Origin of the sequence: Bifidobacterium sp. CP2 (assembly GCF_018555635.1) — a bacterium.
In the GTDB taxonomy this organism is placed as follows: Bacteria; Actinomycetota; Actinomycetes; order Actinomycetales; family Bifidobacteriaceae; genus Bifidobacterium; species Bifidobacterium saguinibicoloris.
In genome coordinates, this window is sequence record NZ_JAFEJX010000004.1 from 113,663 (window position 1) to 133,832 (window position 20,170).

Here is a 20,170-nt window from a genome sequence, read left to right on the forward strand (position 1 = left end):
CTTCATCCTATGCGGAAGGCCGTCCCGGCCGTCTCTCTTGGACACGGCCGGGACGATGGCGCCGTCAGGCGCGCGCCCCGTGGATGCCCGCGGCGAGCTCCTCGCTCTTGGCGGCGAGCAGCTTCAGGCCTTCGGCCTTGTCGCGTGCGGTCCGGTTGTCATCGGCGAGCAGCGTGTGTACGAGCGCGGAGCCGACGATCACACCGTCCGCGTAGGAGCCGACCTTCGCGCCCTGCTCCGCGGTGGACACGCCGATGCCGACGCACACGTTCCTGGCTCCGGCCTTGCGGGTGCGTTCGACGAGCACCTCCGGGGAGGCGTCGAGGCTCGCGCGTTCGCCGGTGACGCCCATGCGGGCGGCCGCGTACACGAAGCCGCGGGCGTTCCTCGCGACGGTCGCGAGACGCTCGTCTGCCGAATCCGGGGAGACCAGGAAGATGCGGTCGAGTCCGTGGCGGTCGGAGGCCTCGATCCACTCCCCTGCCTCGTCCGGGATGAGGTCCGGGGTGATGAGGCCCGCACCGCCGGCGTTCTCGAAGTCGGTGGCGAAACGCTCGACGCCGTAATGGTAGATGAGGTTCCAGTAGCTCATGACCAGCGGCACGCCGCCGGCGTTGGCTACGGTCTCGACGGCCTCGAAGACGCGCCTGATGGTCTCGCCGTTGTTGAGGGCGATGGAGGACGCCGCCTGGATGACAGGGCCGTCCATCACCGGATCGGAGTACGGCAGACCGATCTCGACGGCGTCGACGCCGTGCTCGACCATCGTTCTGAACGCGTCGAGCGAGGTGTCCGGATCAGGGAAGCCGTAGGGCAGGTATCCGATGAAGGCGGGCTTGTTCTCGACCTTGAACTTGTCGAACATGGCCTCGGTGCGGCTGGGCTTGTGGCTGATGCCAAGCGGCTGTCCGGACGGCGTGGTCGGTGTGGTTTCGGTGTTCGTCATGATATTCGTTTCTCCTCTTCCCTCTCAGGCGACGGTGTTGCCGTGGGCGCCGGTGACTTCGAGCGCCTTGGCCTGATCGTCGGTCAGGTATCCGAACCACTTGCCGGCGGTGGCCATGTCCTTGTCGCCTCGACCGGAGATGTTGACGATCATCACGGCCTTGTCGTAGCCCTTGGCCTTGAGATCCGCGGCGGCCTTGTACGCACCGGCGACCGCGTGCGAGCTCTCGATGGCGGGGATGATGCCCTCGGTCTGGCTCAGGTCGCGGAAGGCGTTCATGGCCTCCTCGTCGGTGGCCCACGAATAGTTGACGCGGCCGATGTCCTTGAGCCACGCGTGTTCGGGGCCGACGGACGCGTAGTCGAGGCCGGCGGAGATCGAGTAGGTGTCGAGCGTCTGGCCCTCATCGGTCTCCAGCAGGTAGCTCTTGGCGCCTTGGAACATGCCGAGCTGGCCGGTGCCGGGGGCGAAGCGGACGGCGTGGTGTCCGGTCTCCGGCCCCTTGCCGCCGGCCTCGTAGCCGTACAGGTTCACGCGTTCGTCGTCGAGGAACGCGTTCATCACGCCGATGGCGTTGGAACCGCCGCCCACGCAGGCGCAGATCGCGTCCGGATGGTCGATGCCATACCAGTCCTTGAGCTGCTGCTTGGCCTCCTCGCCGATGATCTTCTGGAAGTCACGCACCATCTCCGGGAACGGATGCGGGCCCGCGACGGTGCCGAGCAGATAGTGGGTGTCCTTGACGTTGGTGACCCAGTCGCGCAGCGCCTCGTTGATGGCGTCCTTGAGGATGCGGTCGCCCAGCGTGACCTCGACGACCTCGGCGCCGAGCATGCGCATGCGGGCCACGTTGAGGGCCTGGCGGCGGGCGTCGATCTGACCCATGTAGATGCGGCACTTCAGGCCCAGCATCGCGCACACGGTGGCGGTGGCGACGCCGTGCTGGCCGGCGCCGGTCTCGGCGATCACACGGGTCTTGCCCATACGCTTGACGAGCAGGGCCTGGCCGAGCGCGTTGTTGATCTTGTGGGCGCCGGTGTGGTTGAGGTCCTCGCGCTTGAGGAAGATCCTCGCATCAAGACCGGTCTTCTCGGAGACCAGTTTGGAGAAACGCGGCGCTTCGGTCAGCGGGCTCGGGCGGCCCACGTAGCGCTGCTGCAGCGTCATGAACTCCTTGTGGAACTCGGGGTCGGCCTTGGCCTCGTCGTAGACGCGTTCGAGCTCGTCAAGCGCGGTGATCAGCGCCTCGGGCACGTAGCGTCCGCCGAACTGCCCCCAGTACGGTCCGTGGTGTTCGCTCAACGGGGTGGTTTCGGATGCTTTCACTCTTGCTCCTGCCTTCACTAGTCGTTCCACTGCAAGTTCATGGTCGTCGGCGGTGGCGACACCCTCGCCGACCAGCACGGCGTCCGCGCCGGCACGTCCGTAGTCCTCGACCTCGACCGCGCCGAAGACGCCGGATTCCGCCACCTTGACGACATCGTCCGGCAGGTTCGCCGCGAGCTCGTCGTACTTGTTGACGTCCACCTTCAGGTTCTTCAGGTTGCGGGCGTTGATGCCGATGACCTTCGCGCCGACGGCAATCGCACGCTCGATCTCCTCACGCGTATGCGTCTCGACGAGCACCGTCATCCTCAGCTCATGCGCGAGGTCGAGCAGGTGCTTCAGCTTCGCGTCGTCCAGCGCGGCGACGATGAGCAGCACCAGGTCGGCACCGTGGGCGCGCGCCTCGAGGATCTGGTAGTCGGTGACGATGAAGTCCTTGCGCAGCACCGGGATGTGCACGGCGGCGCGGACCTTGTCGAGGTCGTCGAGGGATCCGAGGAACCGGCGGCCTTCGGTGAGCACGGAAATCGCGCTCGCACCGCCCTTCTCGTATTCGCGGGCCAGCGCGGCCGGATCCGGGATGTCGCTCAGATGGCCTTTGGACGGGGAGGCGCGCTTGATCTCGGCGATCACGGGGATGCCGTCGGCGCGCTTGAGCCATCGGACCGCGTCGATCGGGGCCGGTGCCGCCAGCGCGGCCTTCCTGATCTCCTCCAACGACGTGACCTGCTCGCGGGCCTGCTGGTCCTCCAGTGCGCCCGCCACCAATTCGTCCAGTACCGACATGGTCCTCCCCTTGGTTCTTGAAGTCTGACCATGCGCCACCATAGGCCACGTCCGCGCGGAACCGTCCGCGTCGTCCCACGTTCCGGGCACATGTCACGCCATTCCCACATGCGCCACGCCGCACGCCGATGACGTCCCGCGCACATCCGGGATTCCGTGTCGTCGGCCATGCGACGTCTGCGCTCATTCGCCGCGCAGCGCCTCCGTGGGCGTGAGCCGTGCGGCGCGTGAGGCCGGGTGGATGCCGGCGAGGACGCCGACGAGCACGGCCGCGCACCAGGCCAGCGGCAGCGACTCCCAATCCAGCGCAAACGGCTGACGGGCCCACATGGCGACGCCTGCGGCCGCCCCGGCCCCGATCATGACGCCGGCGAATCCTCCGAATGCGGAGAGCATGGCCGCCTCGGTGACGAACTGCATGCGGATGGCTCCGGGCGTGGCGCCGAGCGCGCGCCGCAGGCCTATTTCTCCGCGACGTTCCATCACGGTGACGATCATCATGTTGGCGATGCTCATGCCTCCCACGGCCAATGCAATCACGCCGATCATGAGCCCCAGCATGGTCAGCGAGCCGTCGGTGGTATTGCGCGCCTCGGACAGGTCGGCGGATGCGTTGACCGACACTCCCGATCCGGTGAGGTTCGCCGCATGGGCGAGCAGACGCCGCAGCGATTCCGCGTCGCCGGGCTTCGTGCGCACGTAGATGGCGCTGATCCGTCCGATGCTCGCCGCCTGATCGGGATAATGCGTCTTCGCATACCACAAGCCGATGATCGCGGACGAGTCGAAGCCCTGCGCCTGCGGTAACGGATCGAGGATGCCGATGACGCCATACCATGCGTCGTCGATGAGGATGCGGTCGCCGACGCCGGTCACGCCGAGCCGATAGGCGGCCTCGGATCCAAGTACCGTGACGGGAAGGTCCTCGTTGGCCGCGTCGATGCCATGGCCCTGAGCGAAGGAGGCTCCGACGGCGGCGAGCGCGCCCGGTCTCATGACCGACAGCGCCAATGCGTTGCCGTTGGAGCCGGGCACGAACTCGTTCTTGAAGATCTTCACGTGCTCCGGTGCGGTGCCGAAGACGCCGACCCGTTCGACCTGTGGTTGCCGTGCGAGGGTCTTCGGTGCGTATTCCGGCAGCGGTATCGGCTGTCGGGAGGCGTCCTGGCCGGGAGTGACCACCTGGAGGTTGGCGCCGAGCGCGTCGAGTCGTGTGAGCAGTGCCGCCTGGTTCGATGCCGCGATGCCCGATAGCGCCACATACGCGGCGACGCCGAGCGTGATACCCAGCGCCGCGAGCACCGTACGTGATCTGCGGCCGGTGGCTCCGACCCACGCCGTGTGCAGGAGGTCGGCGATGCGTGTACCCATCGACCTGCGGGCGCTCGTTCCGGCCTTGGCTCCGTGCCGCGTCTCGACGCGGGATCCGTCCGGGTTCATTGTGTCGCCTTTGCTCATGGCCGTTCCCTCCCTTCGGCCGGTTCCATCGTGTCCATGGCCGCCGTCAGGTCCGTCACGACGCCGTCCTGGATGTGCAGTCGCCGCGGGAACCTTGCCGCGATGGCCGGGTCGTGCGTGACGATCACGAGGCTTGCGCCATCGTCCGCCGCATCGAGCAGCAGGTCGATGATCGCGTGGCCGGTTGCGGTGTCGAGCGCGCCGGTCGGCTCATCGGCGAAGATGATGTCCGGATTCTTGGCGAGCGCCCGGGCGATGGCCACGCGCTGTTGTTCGCCTCCGGAGAGATGCGTCGGCCTGTGGTGCAGCCGTTCCTCGAGTCCTACGCGTTCCAGCGCCTCTGTGGCGAGGTTGTTGCGGGAATGCCGGGGCGTCGCCGTGTATTGGAGTCCCGTCATCACGTTCTCCAATGCGGATACGGTTGCGATGAGATGGAACTGTTGGAAGACGAAGCCGATGCGTGCGGCCCGCAGCATGCTGCGTCGGCGTTCGCCCATCGCGCCCACGTCTTCGCCGTCGTAGCGCAGTGCGCCGGTGGAGGGCATGTCGAGTGTGCCGAGCAGGGAGAGGAGCGTCGATTTGCCGGAACCGGATGGGCCGACGATTGCGATGCGTTCGCCGCGGTCGATGGCAAGTGAGGTCTCGTGCAGGATCTCCAACGGACCGCCGTCGCGTCCCGGGTAGCTTTTCGTTGCGTGGTCCAATGCCAGGAGGGGTGTCCGTGCCGGTTGCGTCGCCGGTTCCGGCATGGTGGGGTCCGTCTGTTCCGTGTCCGTCATGACACCACCACCTTGTCGCCTTCCTTGAGTCCGTCGGCTTTCGTCAATTGCACTTGGGCGTTCGCGACGAGTCCGATTTCGACGGGGATGCGTTTGAGTTGGTCGCCGCGGACCACTTCGACCGCATAGGTGTTGCCGGCGGAGGCGATGATCGCGGTCGCCGGCACGATGAGCGATTCGGCGGCGGCGGTTTCGTCCGTGTTGTTCGGGATGACGAGTTGTATGGAGGTGGCGCCGAAGCTCGCCACCTGCGTTTGGTCGGGGAAATCGACGCGTGCCGAGGGCGAGGTGACCTGTCCGTCCTTGCCGGTGGACTGTCCTCCTTGGTCGACGGCGGCGAGCGTGGTGTCGATGGTCGTGTTGTTCGGCATGATGACCTGCACCTTGTCGCCGGCTTTGAACGTGGCCGCTTGCGTGGCGGTCAGCGTGGCCTCGACGTGCAGGGCGGTGCCGGTGTAGCTGCCGGGGCTGACGTCCCTCTCTCCCAGTTTGGCGGTGACGGTTTTGATGCGGATCGGTGCTGTGGGGACGAGTGCCACTGCGCCGGGATCGAATGCGCCGGTGATCTGGTCGCCCTTCAATCCCAGCGACTTGGCCTGCCATTGGCGTACGGCCTCGCGGGTACGCCAGTCGAAATGGTTGTCGGGTGCGGCGTGGAAGTATCCGAGCTCCTGGAGGTTCTCCTCCAGTTGGGTCACGTCCGGTCCGTCGGGCACGTCCGTCTGCAAGGTGCGCCAGAACGGCCGTGCACCGTGGAAGAGCGGCACTGGCATGCCATCCATCTCGTACACCTGCTGGCCCGTGTTGATTTCCGTTCCGGGCGTGGGCAGTTGGGTGATGATGCCGGTGGCGGGTTGGAAGTCGGAGGCGTCGTCGTATTGGAGTGCGCCGCCGAGCCTTGTCTCGGCGTTGAGCACGCCTTTGACGACCGGTTGGGTGCGCAGTGTGGTGACGTCCACCTGTTTCGTCGACGCCGATCGTCCGGTCGCGGCCTCGTCGCCGATGAGCGTCCATGGTTTTGCGATCATGCATGCGGCCGCCAATGCGGTGATGACGGCGATTGCGACGATCGTCATGATGATCCTGCGGGCCGTGTCGCCCAATCGCGTCTGTCTGCGTGCCATGTCGCTTCCTCCTTCGTCCGATTCATCCGCCCGGGTCGTGATCCGTGCGGCAGGTCGTCTAGTTGACGCCGTATGCCTCGTCCATCACCTTCGTGTAGTCGTAGCCGTATTCCTCCGGCGTTCCTTCGAATCCGAAGGTGACGGGCAGGTCGCCGGTCGGACATTCCTTGAGGAGGCGGCGGAAGTCCGCTTCGCTGACCGTCGCGGGGATGATAATCGTCGTGGGCTCGTCGCCGAGCGGATCGGCCACCCAGTCGAATCCTTTGGCGCGCGCGTCCTTCGCGTATCGCAGCGCGGCCTGCTTGTCCTCTTCGGAGAAGGCGTCGCCCGGGTCGGTGGTTTGCGCGGGCTGCGCGAAGGACGGGTTGGCGGTTTCGCAGTCCGCCCAGGCCTGTCGTTTCGACTCGTAGGGCGAGCCGGTGAGCGCGGTGGAGTCCTTGAACATGACCCAGACCTTGCCGTAGTCGATCGACGTGTACATGATGTTCGCATACATCTTTTGGGTGTCGTCGTCGGCGGTGACGGTCATGCCCGAATCGTCGGCGGCGATCGGCTGGCCGGTCTTGTCGATCATGCGCACTTCGACCGCGTTCCTGATGGCGGATGTGTCGTTCGGTTTGACTCCGGGTGCGATGGTCGTCTGCGCTTCGATGCCTTTGGACGTCAGGCATGCGGCGAACTTGCGCGCCGTCTCGTCGACGCGCGTCATCGAGGCGCCGCCGGCCGTGCTCCCGTCCGTCGCATCATTCGCGCCATTCCGGGTGAACGGTGCGGAGCAGGCGACGAGCGCCATGATGCACAGGCCGGATGCGATGGCGGCCAGGGTTCGGCGTCCGTTGCCGAATCGGGATGTGGTGGTCATGATCGGCTCCTTGTCGATTGCCGGGTTTCGTATGTTTCCATCCAACCGTGCGGCCCGTCACGTGTCGGTGGGATTCCGCATTACCTTCGTCTTACCTGGTCATCGGACCGTCGACTGCTGGACCGCGTTGATGTCGTATGGGTAGTCGCCGATCCAGCTGAAGATGACGGGAACGTCGTCGGTGGGGCATTCCTCGAAGAAGCGGCGCACGTCGGATTCCGGCACGGTGTTGGGGATGACGATGTGCAGGGGTTCGTCGCCGACGGGGTCGGCGACCCAGTCAAAGCCTTTGGCGCGGGCGTCGCGCGCGAATTCCAGCACGGCGGCCTTGTCCTCGGCGCTCGCGTCGGCGTCGTCGGCCGTGTATGTCGTCACGCCTTGCGAGAAGGACGAATACCGGGCTTCGCATGCCGCATAGTCGGCTTGTTTGAAGGCGTATGGTGAACCGGCCAACTGTCCGGAGTTCTGCGCGATGATGTACGGGAAATCATCCCCGGTGACGGTGTTCGAATTGACGCCGGACGACGTGATGTTCGGATACAGGTTCGGGTCTCCGGTCCAATCCCGGTTGGTCACGCCGTCATCCCCGACGGTGACCTTCGGCTGCACCGGGTTGCCGGCCGCATCGATCTCCAGCAGGGCCACCTGGTTGTTGCGCTCCCCTGTGATGCGTGCGTCGAAGCCTTCGGCGACGAGGCATGCGGCGAACTGTTTGGTGAGTGTGGACGCGGGGTATGTCTCCCTGGCCTCGTCCGCACCCGCCTGCATGGCGCCATCCGACGTGGAACCGGCCGACGATCGGGCATCATGCGTGAACGGCGCCGAACAGCCGCCCAGCAGTCCCGGCACCATCAGGCATGCGGCCACGCCCGCAATCATACGATTCGCTTCCATAACAAGCTCTCTCCCGTACGTGCCCGCCGTCGGTCACGGACGGCGGGAACATCCTGAATCCATGACATCTCCGGGACGGTGGCGTGACGGTGGCGGAATCCGTTACCTTCGCATTACCGGACCGGTCGGAGGATAGGCAGGTATCATCGGAACGGGGAGAGGACACGGGAAAGAGGCACGACATGCGCATCCTGATCGTCGAGGACGACCGTGAGCTGGCCGCCGCATTGGACGACGCCCTCAGGTACGAGGGGTACACGACCGACGTGGCCTCCACCGGCGTCGAGGCGCTGCAGGCGCTCGCCGACACGGACGTCGACATCGTCCTGCTCGACCGCGACCTGCCGGTCCTCTCCGGCGACGCGGTCATGGCCACAATCGCCGCGAACAGGATCCCCGTCGCCGTCATCATGCTCACCGCGGCCGCCGAGGTGAGCGACCGGGTCAGCGGACTCGACCTCGGCGCCGACGACTACCTGACCAAACCGTTCGCCTACCCTGAGCTGCTCGCCCGCATTCGCGCCCTGCAGCGCCGCGCCGGCAAGGGCGCCGCCACCCAGGCGGTACTGACGCGCGGCGACCTCACCCTCGACTCGACGCGCCGGCTCGTATTCCGCGACCACGGGCGCACGCTCGTCAAACTCACCCCCAAGGAGTACGGCGTGCTGCTGGAACTCATGCGCGCCGACGGAGGCTACGTCGGCGTCGACGAACTCTACCGGAACGTGTGGGACGGCGACGGCCTGGGAGACCCCTCCGACGCGATCAAGACCACCATGTACTCGCTGCGGCGCAAACTCGGCGGGCGCGACCTGATCATCTCCACCCGAGGGGAAGGATACCGACTCGCATGACCGACGGGAACGACACGGACGACGTCACGGCACGCGTGGCGGACCGTCCCCCACGCCGCGCGTGGCGGCGCGTCATCGCATGGTTCGCACGGACGTCCGACAAAATCCGTCCCAGAACGTTCCGCGCGAAGCTCACGCTCGCCATCAGCCTCGTGTTCCTCATCGCGCTCGGCTCCGCCACCCTCGTGCAGACGCTCGTCGTCAACGGCATGTTCTCCTACGCGATGACCATCACCTACGAGAACGGACAGGATGGGAAGGAGCCGGACGCGAACGGACCGTCATCATCCGACGGCGACTACATGTCCTCACAGGGATGGAGCGTGGACCCCGATCCCGGAACCTGGCTCGAAGCACATGCGGGCGCGAACACGCCGGATCTTCTCGGCAGCATGAGCGGCGGCAACGGCAGGCATGAGGGAAGCGGCAGCGTCAGCGGCCGGACCGACGGGAAATCCTACCGCGTCGACTGGGGCGGCGACGGATCGTTCACCATCACCACGCCATACGGCATCTCCGTATGGAACCAGGACACCGTCGCCAACGGGCTGCGCATCAGCGCCGCCATCATCTTCGTGTTCTTCGGAGCGACCAGCATCCTCGTCATCTGGACCGTCACCTCGCGCATGTCCAAACGCCTGCAATCCATCAGCGACCAGACCGCCGCGCTCGACCCGTCCGACCTCGGCACGCGCATCGACGTGACGGGAGGCCGGACGGTGAAACGCCGCCGCTGGTGGAACAGACGGCGGAAGCCGTCGAAACGGGACAGGCGCGACGACGAAGTCACCAGACTCGGCGACTCCATCAACGGCATGCTCGACCGCATCCAAGCCGCCTCCGAGGCGGAACGACGGTTCGTGTCCAACGCGTCGCACGAACTGCGCACGCCCATCGCCGCCGTCGAGACGAACCTCGACGCGCCGCTCGCACAGGGACGCTTCCCCGCGGACGTGGAGCCGTCCGTACGCCGGGCCCTCGCCGCCAACCGGCGCGGCGCCGAACTGGTCGGCGCGCTCCTGACCCTCTCACGCATCCAAAGCGGCGCCTACGGCAAGCTCGGCGACGGTGCGAGAGACGCGGCGAATCGCACCGGCATGGGGTCGACGGATCTCGCCGCCTGCGTGAGGGACGCACTGGCGGACGTCGATGGGGAAACCGACGCACGGAACATCGTGGTCGCGTTCGACGTGAACGACGCCGTCACGGCGAATGACGACGCAACCGTCGGGCCGGTACCGGAAGCCACCGGCCTTCCCCCGGTCGTCGTCAAAGCGAATCCGGCGCTGCTGCGGCTTGCCGTCGGCAACCTCATCCGCAACGCCGTCGTGCACAACACGGCTGACGGAGGATCGATCACGGTGACGATCGCACGGGACGACGACTCCCCCATGCACGGGGACGATCGCATACGCCTGACGGTCGGAAACACCACCGACGAACAGCTGCCCGACGACCTGGACGAACTCGTCCAGCCGTTCCACCGTGGCGTGAACTCCCGCATCAGCGCCGTCTCCGGAGTGGGGTTGGGGCTTTCCATCGCCGATGCGGCCTGCGACGCGATGGGCGCGCACCTGCGTCTGTCGTCCCGTACGTCAGAAGGATGCCGGACTGTCTTCACAGCCACGGTGGATGGATTATCCGCGCTATCAGGGGTACATTCCACCGGTCTCCGACATCCAACCACGGTGTGAGGGGTACAAGCGTATCGACGATCACGGGTATCGACGCCTCTGAATACCGAGATAACGCCGTTCTCATCTCCGCTTTTCCGGACCGGGCACCCCTCATAGACGAGTTGGAAGTCCGCAGGGGACGAAAAGCACCCCTGATAAGGACGATGCCATGACGGAACGGGCTGTCCGCCATGGCATCATGCGATTCGGAATTCTTGGCTCAGGCGAGCGAGGCGCCCAGTTCCCTGATGCGGTCGAGATGGCGGGCGGCGGCCTCGCGCTTGGCCGGGTCGTCATCGCCCATGGACAAGCCGTCGACGTAGACGAGCTCAACGTCCTCCACGCCGCAGTACTTCATGAACGTCTGGCGGCGGATCTGGTTGTCGAGCGCCTCACCGATGCCATCGGACTCATACCAAGCCTCGGTGCCGCCGGTCAGCAAGATCACGCGCACCGTCTTGCCGGCGAGCGCGCCGGGCGTGCCATCGGCGTGGTAGGCGAAGCCGCGGCAGATGACGCGGTCGAACAGGCCCTTGACCATGGCGGGCATCGTGTACCAGTAGACGGGGAACGTGAGGACGATGACGTCGGCTTGGGCGAGTCGGTCCTGGATGGAGGCGACGTCCTTGGGCAGCGGTCCGAGTCCCAAGTAGTGGGCGCGGTCGGTGGATGTATAGACGGGATCGAAGCCGGCCTCGTACAGGTCGAGGACGTCGGCTGCGCCTCCTTGTTCGCGGAATCCGCCGGCGAACGCCTTGCCGACGGCGTTGGTGAGGCTGTCGTGTTCGGGGTTGGAGGTGATGACCAGTGCTGTGCGTGCGTTGTCTGTGCTCATGTCTCCATTGTCGCGCCGTGCCGGACGGAATGCACGCATCCGTGGATTCGATTCCTGATACTGAACTCGAACCCGTTTCATTGGCCATCCATGTTCATGGTTGATGGATTATGTCTGGATCGCCTCCCTGCGTCCGATTGTTTCCTTCGTTCCTGCCGGTGCTCGCGATGAGCATCCCCGCGATTTTCACATCGGTGAATCTTAGCGAGCAGTCGTCAGGTCTGGACGTTCCCAATAAATCAATGCTGCCGAACCAGATGAGTTCATCGTCGAATACGGCGAACTCGTTGCAAGCTTCCATGGCTTGCACCGTGCACCCCAATGCGCGAAGCCTATCCATGTTGTGCGCCGTCCGTGTGCGTGACGCTTCTGTCGCGTTGGGTGAGACACGTACGTTGACGGCGATCGTCACTCCCCTGCCGGCTGTTTCGAGAATCACGTCGCTCAATTGATCGATGGCATGACGTGTAAGGTATCCGGCGCATATGATTATCCGCCGTCGGCATCGCATGATGTCGTTACGGAACACTGTATGGAATTCATCCGCATTGATTAGAGGAATGGGCTCATCTTCTTCACGGTGTTCAATCGGTGCAACATCTTCGGCGACAGCGCTTTCGCGTGCCAGCAGGGCTTTCATCTTGGCCTGTCGTATCGGATCGGCGTTGCCGACCGGCATCATCGGCGTGTAACCCTGCGCCGCGTATGTCTTCAGGCGTTTGCGGTACATGCTGGAGGCCATGGGAATGGTGACGTCGATGTAATCGTAGACACGCACCTCCCGTTTCCCGTCGTTGTCTCGGTGCAATCGTCCGAGGTACTGGATAACCGCCGTTTCGACGGATACCGGCGCTGCGAGCATGAGCGTATCGAGCCGTTTGCAGTCGAATCCTTCGCCGATGTAGCTTCCTATCGCCACGATGGCGAGGCGTTCCTCCACGGGAATATGCTTGAGTTGTTCGAGTTTACTGAATCGGGTCTTCTTCGCTTCGGCACCGTAGAGGAGAATCACGTGGTCGCAACCCCGTTCCCGGAGGGCATTGGCGAGTGTTTTCGCGTGTTCGATGCGTTTGGTGAGTAACAGCGGAGTTCCATTCCCGTTGATGACCGTCATGGTGTCATCGACAATCATGTCGTTGCGGCTCTTGTCTTCACACGCGGCTTGAAGATAATCGTGATAGGTGTATGGCTCGATGAGGTCAAGGTTGACTGAGGTGAATCGCGGTATGTATCGTCTGGAGAATCGCTGCGTCTCCATGTGTTCGTTGACGTCGACGGTGTCGCGGACTGGGCCGCATCGCATGGTGACGATGGGATGCATGCCGTCGTCCCGTTTTAGGGTCCCGGTGAAACCGTAGACGTATTTGGCGTCGGATGCGCGGGCGATCGCTTCGGTGTCGACGGAGGCGACATGATGGCATTCGTCGAAGATAATCATGCCGTAATGTCCGATAAGGTCCTTGACATGCTTGTCTCCGGGGACGTCACCTTTGTCAAACAGTGATTGCGCCAATGCGATGTCGATGATGCCGCTTGGTTCGTTGCGTCCGGCTCCTATCTGCCCGATTACGTGTCGTTTCCTCCGGCTGACTCGTCCGGTTGCGGTCAATAGGGGAGGCAATGTAGCAGTGATGTCGAGGAACTGTCCGAGCCGTTCCCTCCATTGTTCGAGCAGTGCGGAGGATCTCAGGACAATCAGCGTATTAGTTTTTCGCTCGGCGATGAGGTACGCCGCGATCACGGTTTTGCCGAACCCCGTCGGAGCGATGAGAATGCCGTCATCATGTGCCAGCAGGTTCTGCGCCGCGGCGTTTTGACGTTCGTGAAGCGTTCCCGCGAATTCCACTTGAATCCGCTTGCCCGGGTTGCGCTCGTTGCGATAATCCGCGGTGGTTCCGATGCGGTCCAACAGCGAGTCCAGGGATTCCTTGCACCCTCTTGGCAGAAGAATGGCTTTGTCGGTCTCCTCGCCACGATAGATGATACGCGGTTTGTTGTAGATGGGCTGTCGCATGGCTTGGGCCCGGTAGAAGTCAGGGTTGGAGAACGCGGCAAGGCGGCGTATAGCATTAAGCGCGGCTGCAGTCATGCCGTCTTTGGGAACGGAGAGCATACCCCGTTCGATGACGGTGACGGTTCGCGGCATATCCGTTGCGGACAGGGAATGCACCCCGGTTTTCGACGGCTGACAATCATTCTTCGCCGGCATGTCAGAGGACTGGGATGGAGAATCCTTGGAAACGGAGGGACTCCCCGGTGTATCGCTCACTGCTTTCGTTAGGGCAGCGATGGCGTGTACCCGTTCTGGCGTGATGCGTTTGATTGAGGAGAGATATGCCCACTGATCCTGGTATGGCACAAATCGTTTGTCGACGAATATGCTGTTGCCGTTGTCTCGCGCCATGCGCTGCAGTGGGAGCGCGATTAGGTTGCCGAATCCTCCTGCAGGCAGAACATCCTGATTGGGGAACATGCGGTCGTAGGATCGAAACTCGATGTGGGTCAGATCGGACGCTTCGTTCAGCAAAGCATCTCCCATGCGACGTACTTGCGCCGCATCCATCTGCTCGGCGAGAAACAACCACAAATGTCCACCGTTCCCGGACCGTGAACGTTCTATTGACGGTATTATGCCGTGCCGTTCGCAAACGTCTCGGACCGCCTTGATTTCATCCTGCCAGCCGTCGTCATCGAAATCGATGGCGAGGAACCAGACCTTCGATTCTTGGGACAGAGGGTAGAGCCCGACGACATTAACGAGTCGGTCGTCCCGTTTGGTGAAATGGTCGAGCAGCACCCGGTCGGTCAAGGGTTTGTATCGTCTCTGTCCCGGCGACGTGGGAACACGTTTGCCGTCCGCCAAGGTGGTCCATTCGTTCCATGCCGCCGGCGCATATCCGGTTTTGCCGGTCTTCTTGGATATGAATCCATGCGCGTACACGTCATCGCGCCCACGGAACAAGGAACGGAACAGCCTGATCTTCCGCTCGGATTGACTGTGGGCCGTGACAGGGCCGTCGCCACCGCAATCGGGTTCCGTGACCTTCACCGTGTCGGAGATGGGTGTGCTTTTCGAATCCAGGCCTCTGTCTTCCGGATTCTCATGTTCCTGTGGGTTCAGGCGCCCGTACCAGCCGGACCAGTCGGTGACGGCTTCGATGTTGTTGCCGTCCGGGTCGAGCACGAACGCGGAATAGTATCCGGGATGATAGGGGCGCGGCCCGGGCGCCCCGTTGTCACGGCCTCCGGCGGCGAGTGCACTCGTGTAGAAGGCGCACACGGCGGCTTTGTCCTGCGCGAGAAACGCGATATGGGTGACTGGACGCGGCTGCCGCGCCGTATCTGGTTCGTCGGCGGGCGACAGGTAGAAATCGGAGTGCGGAGTACCGTCGTCGACGCCGAATCCGAGCGTGGGCTCGTGATGAGCTTTGACGATGTAGTCGAGCGGGGCGAGCGCCCGCATGTAAAAGGCGATGCTGCGGTCGATGTCGCGTACCTTAAGCGTCAAGTGGTCGAGCATGTCTCCATTGTCGCGCCGTGTCGGACGCGCCGTGTCGGACGCCGATTCCTTGGCCGCACCGGGTCCGGCGTGGACGGTGGTTGACTTCCGTGGTCTCGGGAGTGTACCATTACTGGATTGTAGGCCGCGGCTACGGCAGCCGCTTGAAGCATCAGGAATCATCCGAACCACGGATACCGGCACAATTGATTGGATTGCATTCACCGGCCGAATCCGCATCATGCGATATGTCCTTTCGGTTTCCCATCGCATGGCACATGCGCGATGGCGATGCCGTGCTCCGACGCCGGGGGAAGGACGGCCGCCGGAGTCGATCGTTCGTTGTTCGGCAGGATCATTCAACAGGAAAGAGATGTCATATGGAGTTCATCACCATCGATTCGACCTTCGACCATGATTCGCGCGCGCAGGGCGTTCCGGAGGGCGTGCGCGTCCGTATCACCCGATTGACGCCCCATCTGGATTACGATGTCGCCGTCACCGTGCCGGAGGGCATGCTCCCTGCGGAGAAGGAGACCTCTATCGGGGCGTTGATCGTCGGAGGCGCCATGGTCCACCATCGTTCGTTCCGGAAGCTTGATGAGGCGGAGCGTTGGGCTCTGGACTTCACCGACGGTCTGCGCCGATCCGGCCGGATCAGTCGGTCCGACCGGTGACGGCTTCGATGTCGTTGCCGTCCGGGTCGAGCACGAACGCGGAATAATACCCGGGATGATAGGGGCGTGGACCGGGCGCCCCATTGTCGCGTCCGCCCGCGGCGATCGCCGCCCGCATGGCACGTCGCGACGGCGCGACCCTGAGAACCATCCACGTGCTGATCGACGCGGACGGGGATACGGTCGTCGACGTCGTGACCGCCGCGATGACGGACCGCACCTCGTTCATCGTGCTCGACCAGATCACCTCCGCCACGGCGATGCTGTTCCCCGCGCACCGCATCGCGGCCGAGGCGCACAGGCGCGGCATCCGCATCCTCATCGACGGCGCGCACGCCCCGGGCCAACTCGCCGACCCGATCGGCGGACTCGAATCGGATTGGTGGATCGGTAATTTCCACAAGTTCCCATGCGCGCCGCGCGGCACCGCCCTGCTGGTCCTGCCGCCCGCCGGAGGCCGGGACGGACAGGACCTGTGGCCGCTCATCGATTCGTGGGGATACGGCCGTCCGTTCCCGGAACGCTTCGACGAGCAGGGCACGCAGGACCTGTGCGGTCCGATCGCCGCACCCGACGCCTGGCATGAGATCGACCGGCTATGGGGATGGGATGCGGTGCGTTCGTACATGACGGCGCTCGCCGACTACGCCGAACGGCATGTGGCGCAATCGGCGAGCGAGATCTCCAGAGAGGACTGTTCGTCTCCGGTCCGACTCCCCTCCCCCGCCATGCGTCTGGTGCGTCTGCCTCTCTTCGGTCATGGGGTACGCGACGACGGAACTCGCCGCGTTGTGCGCCGAATTCCGTTCACGTATCCTCAACGAGCTGGGTGCCGAGGTCTCGGTCACCGAGTTCGGCGGCGGACTCTACCTGCGTCTGACCGCGCATGCGTATGTCACGGCCGATGACGTGGACCGTTTCGCCGAGCGTTGCGTGCCGCGCATCATCGGATGGCTGCATGGGTAGAGTGACGCCGACCATCCGCAACGCGGATCGTTTCCCGGGTCGGAGTCGTGTCCGAACGGTGAGACGGCCTCGCCCGACTCCTGCCATGTGCCGTCATTGGCTTTTATGACAGCACAGGAATATCCCGGACGCATCCGGCATCCCGCTGCATGAATGGCGCCCGGCCGGACCGCCCCGCAATCGGGAGTGATGTCATGCGATTGCTTGACGTGATGTTGTGCCGTCGGCCGTTCTTGGATTGAATGGATATAGTGATGAAACCGAGTCCCGAGGAAGGGAGTGATTGCAATGGGCAGGTTCACTCATAACACTTCGGTGCAAAATGGCGGCACCAGACGATTGGTTGTGATACTGCTGTGCGCATCCATAGCATTGCAGGCTCTCGCATTTGCGATTCCGGGCGACATTCTGAGCCTGCTCTGCCGAGCCGTTGGAGTGTTGCTGCTGGCCATGGCTCTGCTTGTAGCTTTGAAAGGCGGCGCTAGATCCTACTTCTTCCTTGCCGTAGGTTTTGGCATGGCCGTTGGTTTGACGGCTATCGCTCCGGTAATCGCGCTCCTGTAACCCAAGCCGCTGAACCCGCCGATGGTTTTCATAGCTTGCTCGGGATACGGATGTCCAATTGCCAGTGCCGCTGTTCCATCTGGATGGCGAAGCTTCCACCGGCCGTTTCGATGATGGTGCGGTAGCGGTCGAGGCCGCTGCGCAGCCCAAGTTTCCCGTCATGCTCAGCGACGGTGTCGCTGACGGAGACGCGGACATCGTCGTTCATATCGAAACTGATGGAGACCGCGTACCATTCGGCCGGGTCGGCGTGCTTGGCGGTGTTCGCGTAGAGTTCGGCCAGCAATCCCGTGAGCAGTCGCATCATGCCAGGTGAAAGCGGATGGCGGAGTTCGCCGAGCAGGTTGTCACCGGTGAAGCCGAGCGATTCGAGTTTCGCCTCCTCGTCGTCGATCAGAGATTGCAGCTCTCCTTGCTGCATGGCGACGTGATCTGCGGCCGGTACCAGCGGAAGAGCTGTCGTGCTGCGCGATTCCGACGGTTGTGATTGTGACTGTCGCTCCGGCCACGTCTCCAGTGAGTCGATGACCGCGTGCGTGTGGGTCATGGCACGATTGGCCGCGTCGCGTAGTTCCCGGAGCTGCTGCCGGTATTCATGCTCGACAGCGGGCATGCCGCTGGCCTCAGCATGATCGATGCGCAGGATGAGATAGGCGAGATCGTTACTGATGGTGTCATGCAGGTCGCGGGCCGTATCCTCATGTTCCTGCTGGCGACGCAGCAGATACGAGTCATGATCACGTTGACGCATCATATGCAGCAACAGGCCGGTCAATAGCGGGAAACAATAGAGCGCGACATGCATCAACGTAGCCACCAACAGACGGTTGCTACTGGGTGGTGCGGGAGCGAACAATAACATGAGCAACAGTCCGGTGGCGATTGTGCCAGACCATGTATTGAGGTAGGCAAGGAATCCCGTACAGACAATACTGATCACTAGCGGAGTGATCATGAGCGTCCTCATCAGTAATACCTCACCGGCCACAAGCGCCGCCCACAGAAACCATCGCGGACGGAACATGCCACCGATCAGACCGACGAACGTCACCAGAGCCAATGCAAGATGCCGTACGCTCACCGTTGCGGAGACATCCGTCGTAACCTTGGTCAGGTATTCCGCGATGAGAGCCGCAGCTAGCAGCACGCATGCCACCATGATGACCGGATGGTCGTTGCCCGGGCCAAGTTGCCTGATAAGCCGGTTTACAGCAGATCGTATCGGGCGCATGCCTCCAGCACCTCCCTGCGGCTGGTCACGCCGAGTTTGTCGGACGCCCGGTGCACGTACGTGAACACACTGCCCTTGGCGATACCCAACCGTTGCGCGATCTCGTCAGTGGTGAGGCGCTTCGCGTACAGGCGCAGGATGTCCTTCTCGCGTGAGGACAACGAGTCCTTCATGTCCTCGGACATCCTCGCCGGCACCGTACCGGACAGCAGCTCATGTGCCGATGCCGTGTCATGGAAGCCCAAGGCGGCCTGCTTCACGGTCGGTTTCCCGATGGCCGCCCGCCGCACCGTGTCGGCGATGTCGGCCCCGAGCCGTTCCTTGGCGAGCAGTCCCTGCGCGCCCGCTTTGATCGCTTCATCCCGGTAGACGTCCGTTGAATACGAGGTGACGCAGATGACGCCCACCTTGTTCGTTCTGCGACGGATGCGCCGGCACACGTCCGCGCCCGTGATGCCGCCCAACGCCATGTCCAGCACGAGCACGTCCGGCCGCGTATGCGCGTTGTGGCAGTGCTCGATCGCCGCCGCCGGCGACCCCGTGCCCCACACGACGTGGAAATCCCGGGACATGGCCGAGATCATCGCGCACATCGCATCCAACGCGAACGGATCATTATCCAACACACCGATACGGATCACACTCGCCGCGTCCGGCTCGCTTCCAAGTCCCATGACACCCACTGTACCGCCGACGACCATTGGTTTTCCGGCATGAAACGGCGCCGCTGTCATGCGATTGCTTGACATGACGTTGCGTTTGTGGCTGCTAATGGATTGACTGAGTCGGTATCACCATTATCCGATGACTGCAAAAGGAGGACGGTCATGAATCAGCGGAAGGCCTCAGCTGGAATGGGGCCCGCTGCGGATGACCGAAAGAAGTCCTCAGCCCACCTTTTGCGGAGGCCTCCTAATCCGTGTTAATTCGTCAAAATGTCGGGAAGAGACCATCAAAATCAAAATCGAACACATGAAGATATTCGGAGGGAAAGGACAGGCATGACGATTCGTATCGTTCCAATCGAACCGCGGTGGTTCGAGGAGAAGGCGCAGGTGCAGTCGCAAACGTGGCGGGAGCTCAATCAGGGGCATATCCCGCAGGAGATCGTGGATGCCATCACCCCGCAGCTCGCATTGAAACTCACCGAAGCCCACGCCAAGGACCCCGATCAGGTCGTGCTGGTGGCGCTCGATGACGATCATGTGATCGGGTTCACGGAACTACTGCGTACGCCTCGCCCACCAATCGATCGTCCCGAGACGGCGGAACTGGCTTCGCTGTACGTGCTGGCCGACCGGCATCGGCAGGGTGTCGGACGCAAGCTGGTCGAAGCCGGCAAACATGCCATCGGCAATGACCGGCTCGTGCTCTGGGTCGCCGGGTTCAACGACAACGCGCAAGGCTTCTACAGGCATATCGGATTCCACGAGACCGGCCTTACCCAAACCGAAGACATGGGGCCGGAATTTGAAATGACCAACTACCGATAGTGATGTCATCCATTGACGGAAGTTTTCCTGGATATCAGCATTTGCTTGGAATCCTCCACGTCCCCCGCCATACCCTGAAATGACAATCAGGGTGGCGAACCTCTGAGTCAGGGATACTACAGGCATGTTCCGCGTGGGGCGAACGCACACTGGAATCGTATCAACAGCAAGGCCATACGACGGGTCGCGAGGCGGCGGCC

Annotated in this window: 17 protein-coding genes and 2 pseudogenes; 6 read left to right on the plus strand and 13 right to left on the minus strand. The window is 63.4% G+C overall.

Features of this window, described 5'->3' with window-relative positions; all coding sequences use genetic code 11:
* Positions 1-64 precede the first annotated feature (64 nt).
* The 7 genes from trpA to JS531_RS04450 form a co-directional block, all read right to left on the minus strand.
* The gene (gene trpA, locus JS531_RS04420; protein ID WP_214313261.1) at positions 65-946 is read right to left on the minus strand and encodes a tryptophan synthase subunit alpha; all 882 of its coding nucleotides are present in this window, start codon (positions 944-946) and stop codon (positions 65-67) included.
* Positions 947-970: 24 nt separating this feature from the next.
* Positions 971-3,058 (minus strand): bifunctional indole-3-glycerol phosphate synthase/tryptophan synthase subunit beta, encoded by a 2,088-nt coding sequence (locus tag JS531_RS04425; RefSeq protein WP_214313263.1) that lies wholly within the window; start codon positions 3,056-3,058, stop codon positions 971-973.
* Between the two features lie 183 nt (positions 3,059-3,241).
* Positions 3,242-4,516, minus strand: a complete 1,275-nt coding sequence (locus JS531_RS04430; protein ID WP_214313265.1) for an ABC transporter permease — start codon at positions 4,514-4,516, stop codon at positions 3,242-3,244.
* Positions 4,513-5,265, minus strand: a complete 753-nt coding sequence (locus JS531_RS04435) for an ABC transporter ATP-binding protein (protein WP_214313565.1) — start codon at positions 5,263-5,265, stop codon at positions 4,513-4,515. The genes JS531_RS04430 and JS531_RS04435 overlap by 4 nt, the downstream gene beginning before the upstream one ends.
* Positions 5,266-5,291: 26 nt before the next feature.
* Positions 5,292-6,419 (minus strand): peptidoglycan-binding protein, encoded by a 1,128-nt coding sequence (locus JS531_RS04440; protein WP_214313273.1) that lies wholly within the window; start codon positions 6,417-6,419, stop codon positions 5,292-5,294.
* 58 nt (positions 6,420-6,477) lie between these two features.
* Positions 6,478-7,281 (minus strand): hypothetical protein, encoded by an 804-nt coding sequence (locus JS531_RS04445; RefSeq protein WP_214313275.1) that lies wholly within the window; start codon positions 7,279-7,281, stop codon positions 6,478-6,480.
* A gap of 99 nt (positions 7,282-7,380) precedes the next feature.
* Entirely contained in the window at positions 7,381-8,175 is a 795-nt protein-coding gene (locus tag JS531_RS04450; RefSeq protein WP_214313277.1) for a hypothetical protein, read from the minus strand.
* A 182-nt stretch (positions 8,176-8,357) separates the two neighbouring features.
* Here JS531_RS04450 and JS531_RS04455 point away from each other — a divergent pair, with 182 nt between their 5' ends.
* On the plus strand, positions 8,358-9,029 hold the full coding sequence (locus JS531_RS04455; protein WP_214313279.1) for a response regulator transcription factor: 672 nt from the start codon (positions 8,358-8,360) through the stop codon (positions 9,027-9,029).
* Positions 9,026-10,723: a HAMP domain-containing sensor histidine kinase gene (locus JS531_RS04460; RefSeq protein ID WP_240542028.1), complete on the plus strand. Its 1,698-nt coding sequence runs from the start codon at positions 9,026-9,028 to the stop codon at positions 10,721-10,723. The genes JS531_RS04455 and JS531_RS04460 overlap by 4 nt, the downstream gene beginning before the upstream one ends.
* A gap of 202 nt (positions 10,724-10,925) precedes the next feature.
* On the opposite strand, the gene JS531_RS04465 is transcribed toward JS531_RS04460, so the two are convergent.
* The 3 genes and pseudogenes from JS531_RS04465 to JS531_RS10995 all read right to left on the minus strand — a co-directional run.
* A complete protein-coding gene (locus JS531_RS04465; RefSeq protein WP_214313281.1) occupies positions 10,926-11,540 on the minus strand; it encodes an NAD(P)H-dependent oxidoreductase in 615 nt (204 codons plus the stop codon).
* 94 nt (positions 11,541-11,634) lie between these two features.
* Complete coding sequence (locus JS531_RS10990) at positions 11,635-14,103, minus strand: DEAD/DEAH box helicase family protein (RefSeq protein WP_346427759.1); 2,469 nt, start codon at positions 14,101-14,103, stop codon at positions 11,635-11,637.
* Between the two features lie 573 nt (positions 14,104-14,676).
* Positions 14,677-15,060 (minus strand): annotated as a pseudogene (locus tag JS531_RS10995) (VOC family protein); the annotation flags it as partial.
* Positions 15,061-15,419: 359 nt separating this feature from the next.
* Between JS531_RS10995 and JS531_RS04475 the strand changes: the two are divergent.
* Entirely contained in the window at positions 15,420-15,716 is a 297-nt protein-coding gene (locus tag JS531_RS04475; RefSeq protein ID WP_214313285.1) for a hypothetical protein, read from the plus strand.
* Here JS531_RS04475 and JS531_RS04480 read toward each other — a convergent pair.
* Positions 15,697-15,855: pseudogene (locus JS531_RS04480) on the minus strand (VOC family protein); the annotation flags it as partial. The gene JS531_RS04475 and the pseudogene JS531_RS04480 sit on opposite strands and share 20 nt — an antisense overlap.
* On the opposite strand from JS531_RS04480, the gene JS531_RS04485 reads away from it, so the two are divergent.
* A complete protein-coding gene (locus JS531_RS04485) occupies positions 15,833-16,624 on the plus strand; it encodes an aminotransferase class V-fold PLP-dependent enzyme (protein WP_240542029.1) in 792 nt (263 codons plus the stop codon). The pseudogene JS531_RS04480 and the gene JS531_RS04485 sit on opposite strands and share 23 nt — an antisense overlap.
* A gap of 346 nt (positions 16,625-16,970) precedes the next feature.
* The gene (locus JS531_RS11000; protein ID WP_236034309.1) at positions 16,971-17,246 is read left to right on the plus strand and encodes a hypothetical protein; all 276 of its coding nucleotides are present in this window, start codon (positions 16,971-16,973) and stop codon (positions 17,244-17,246) included.
* Positions 17,247-17,274: 28 nt separating this feature from the next.
* Here the strand turns inward: JS531_RS11000 and JS531_RS04490 are convergent, their stop codons facing one another.
* Positions 17,275-18,477 carry a histidine kinase gene (locus JS531_RS04490; RefSeq protein ID WP_240542030.1) on the minus strand — a complete coding sequence of 401 codons (1,203 nt, stop codon included), beginning with the start codon at positions 18,475-18,477 and terminating at the stop codon, positions 17,275-17,277.
* Positions 18,453-19,151 (minus strand): response regulator transcription factor, encoded by a 699-nt coding sequence (locus JS531_RS04495; protein ID WP_214313287.1) that lies wholly within the window; start codon positions 19,149-19,151, stop codon positions 18,453-18,455. Before JS531_RS04495 ends, JS531_RS04490 begins: the two co-directional genes overlap by 25 nt.
* Positions 19,152-19,478: 327 nt before the next feature.
* Here JS531_RS04495 and JS531_RS04500 point away from each other — a divergent pair, with 327 nt between their 5' ends.
* Positions 19,479-19,970, plus strand: a complete 492-nt coding sequence (locus JS531_RS04500) for a GNAT family N-acetyltransferase (protein WP_214313289.1) — start codon at positions 19,479-19,481, stop codon at positions 19,968-19,970.
* The last annotated feature ends 200 nt before the right edge of the window (positions 19,971-20,170 follow it).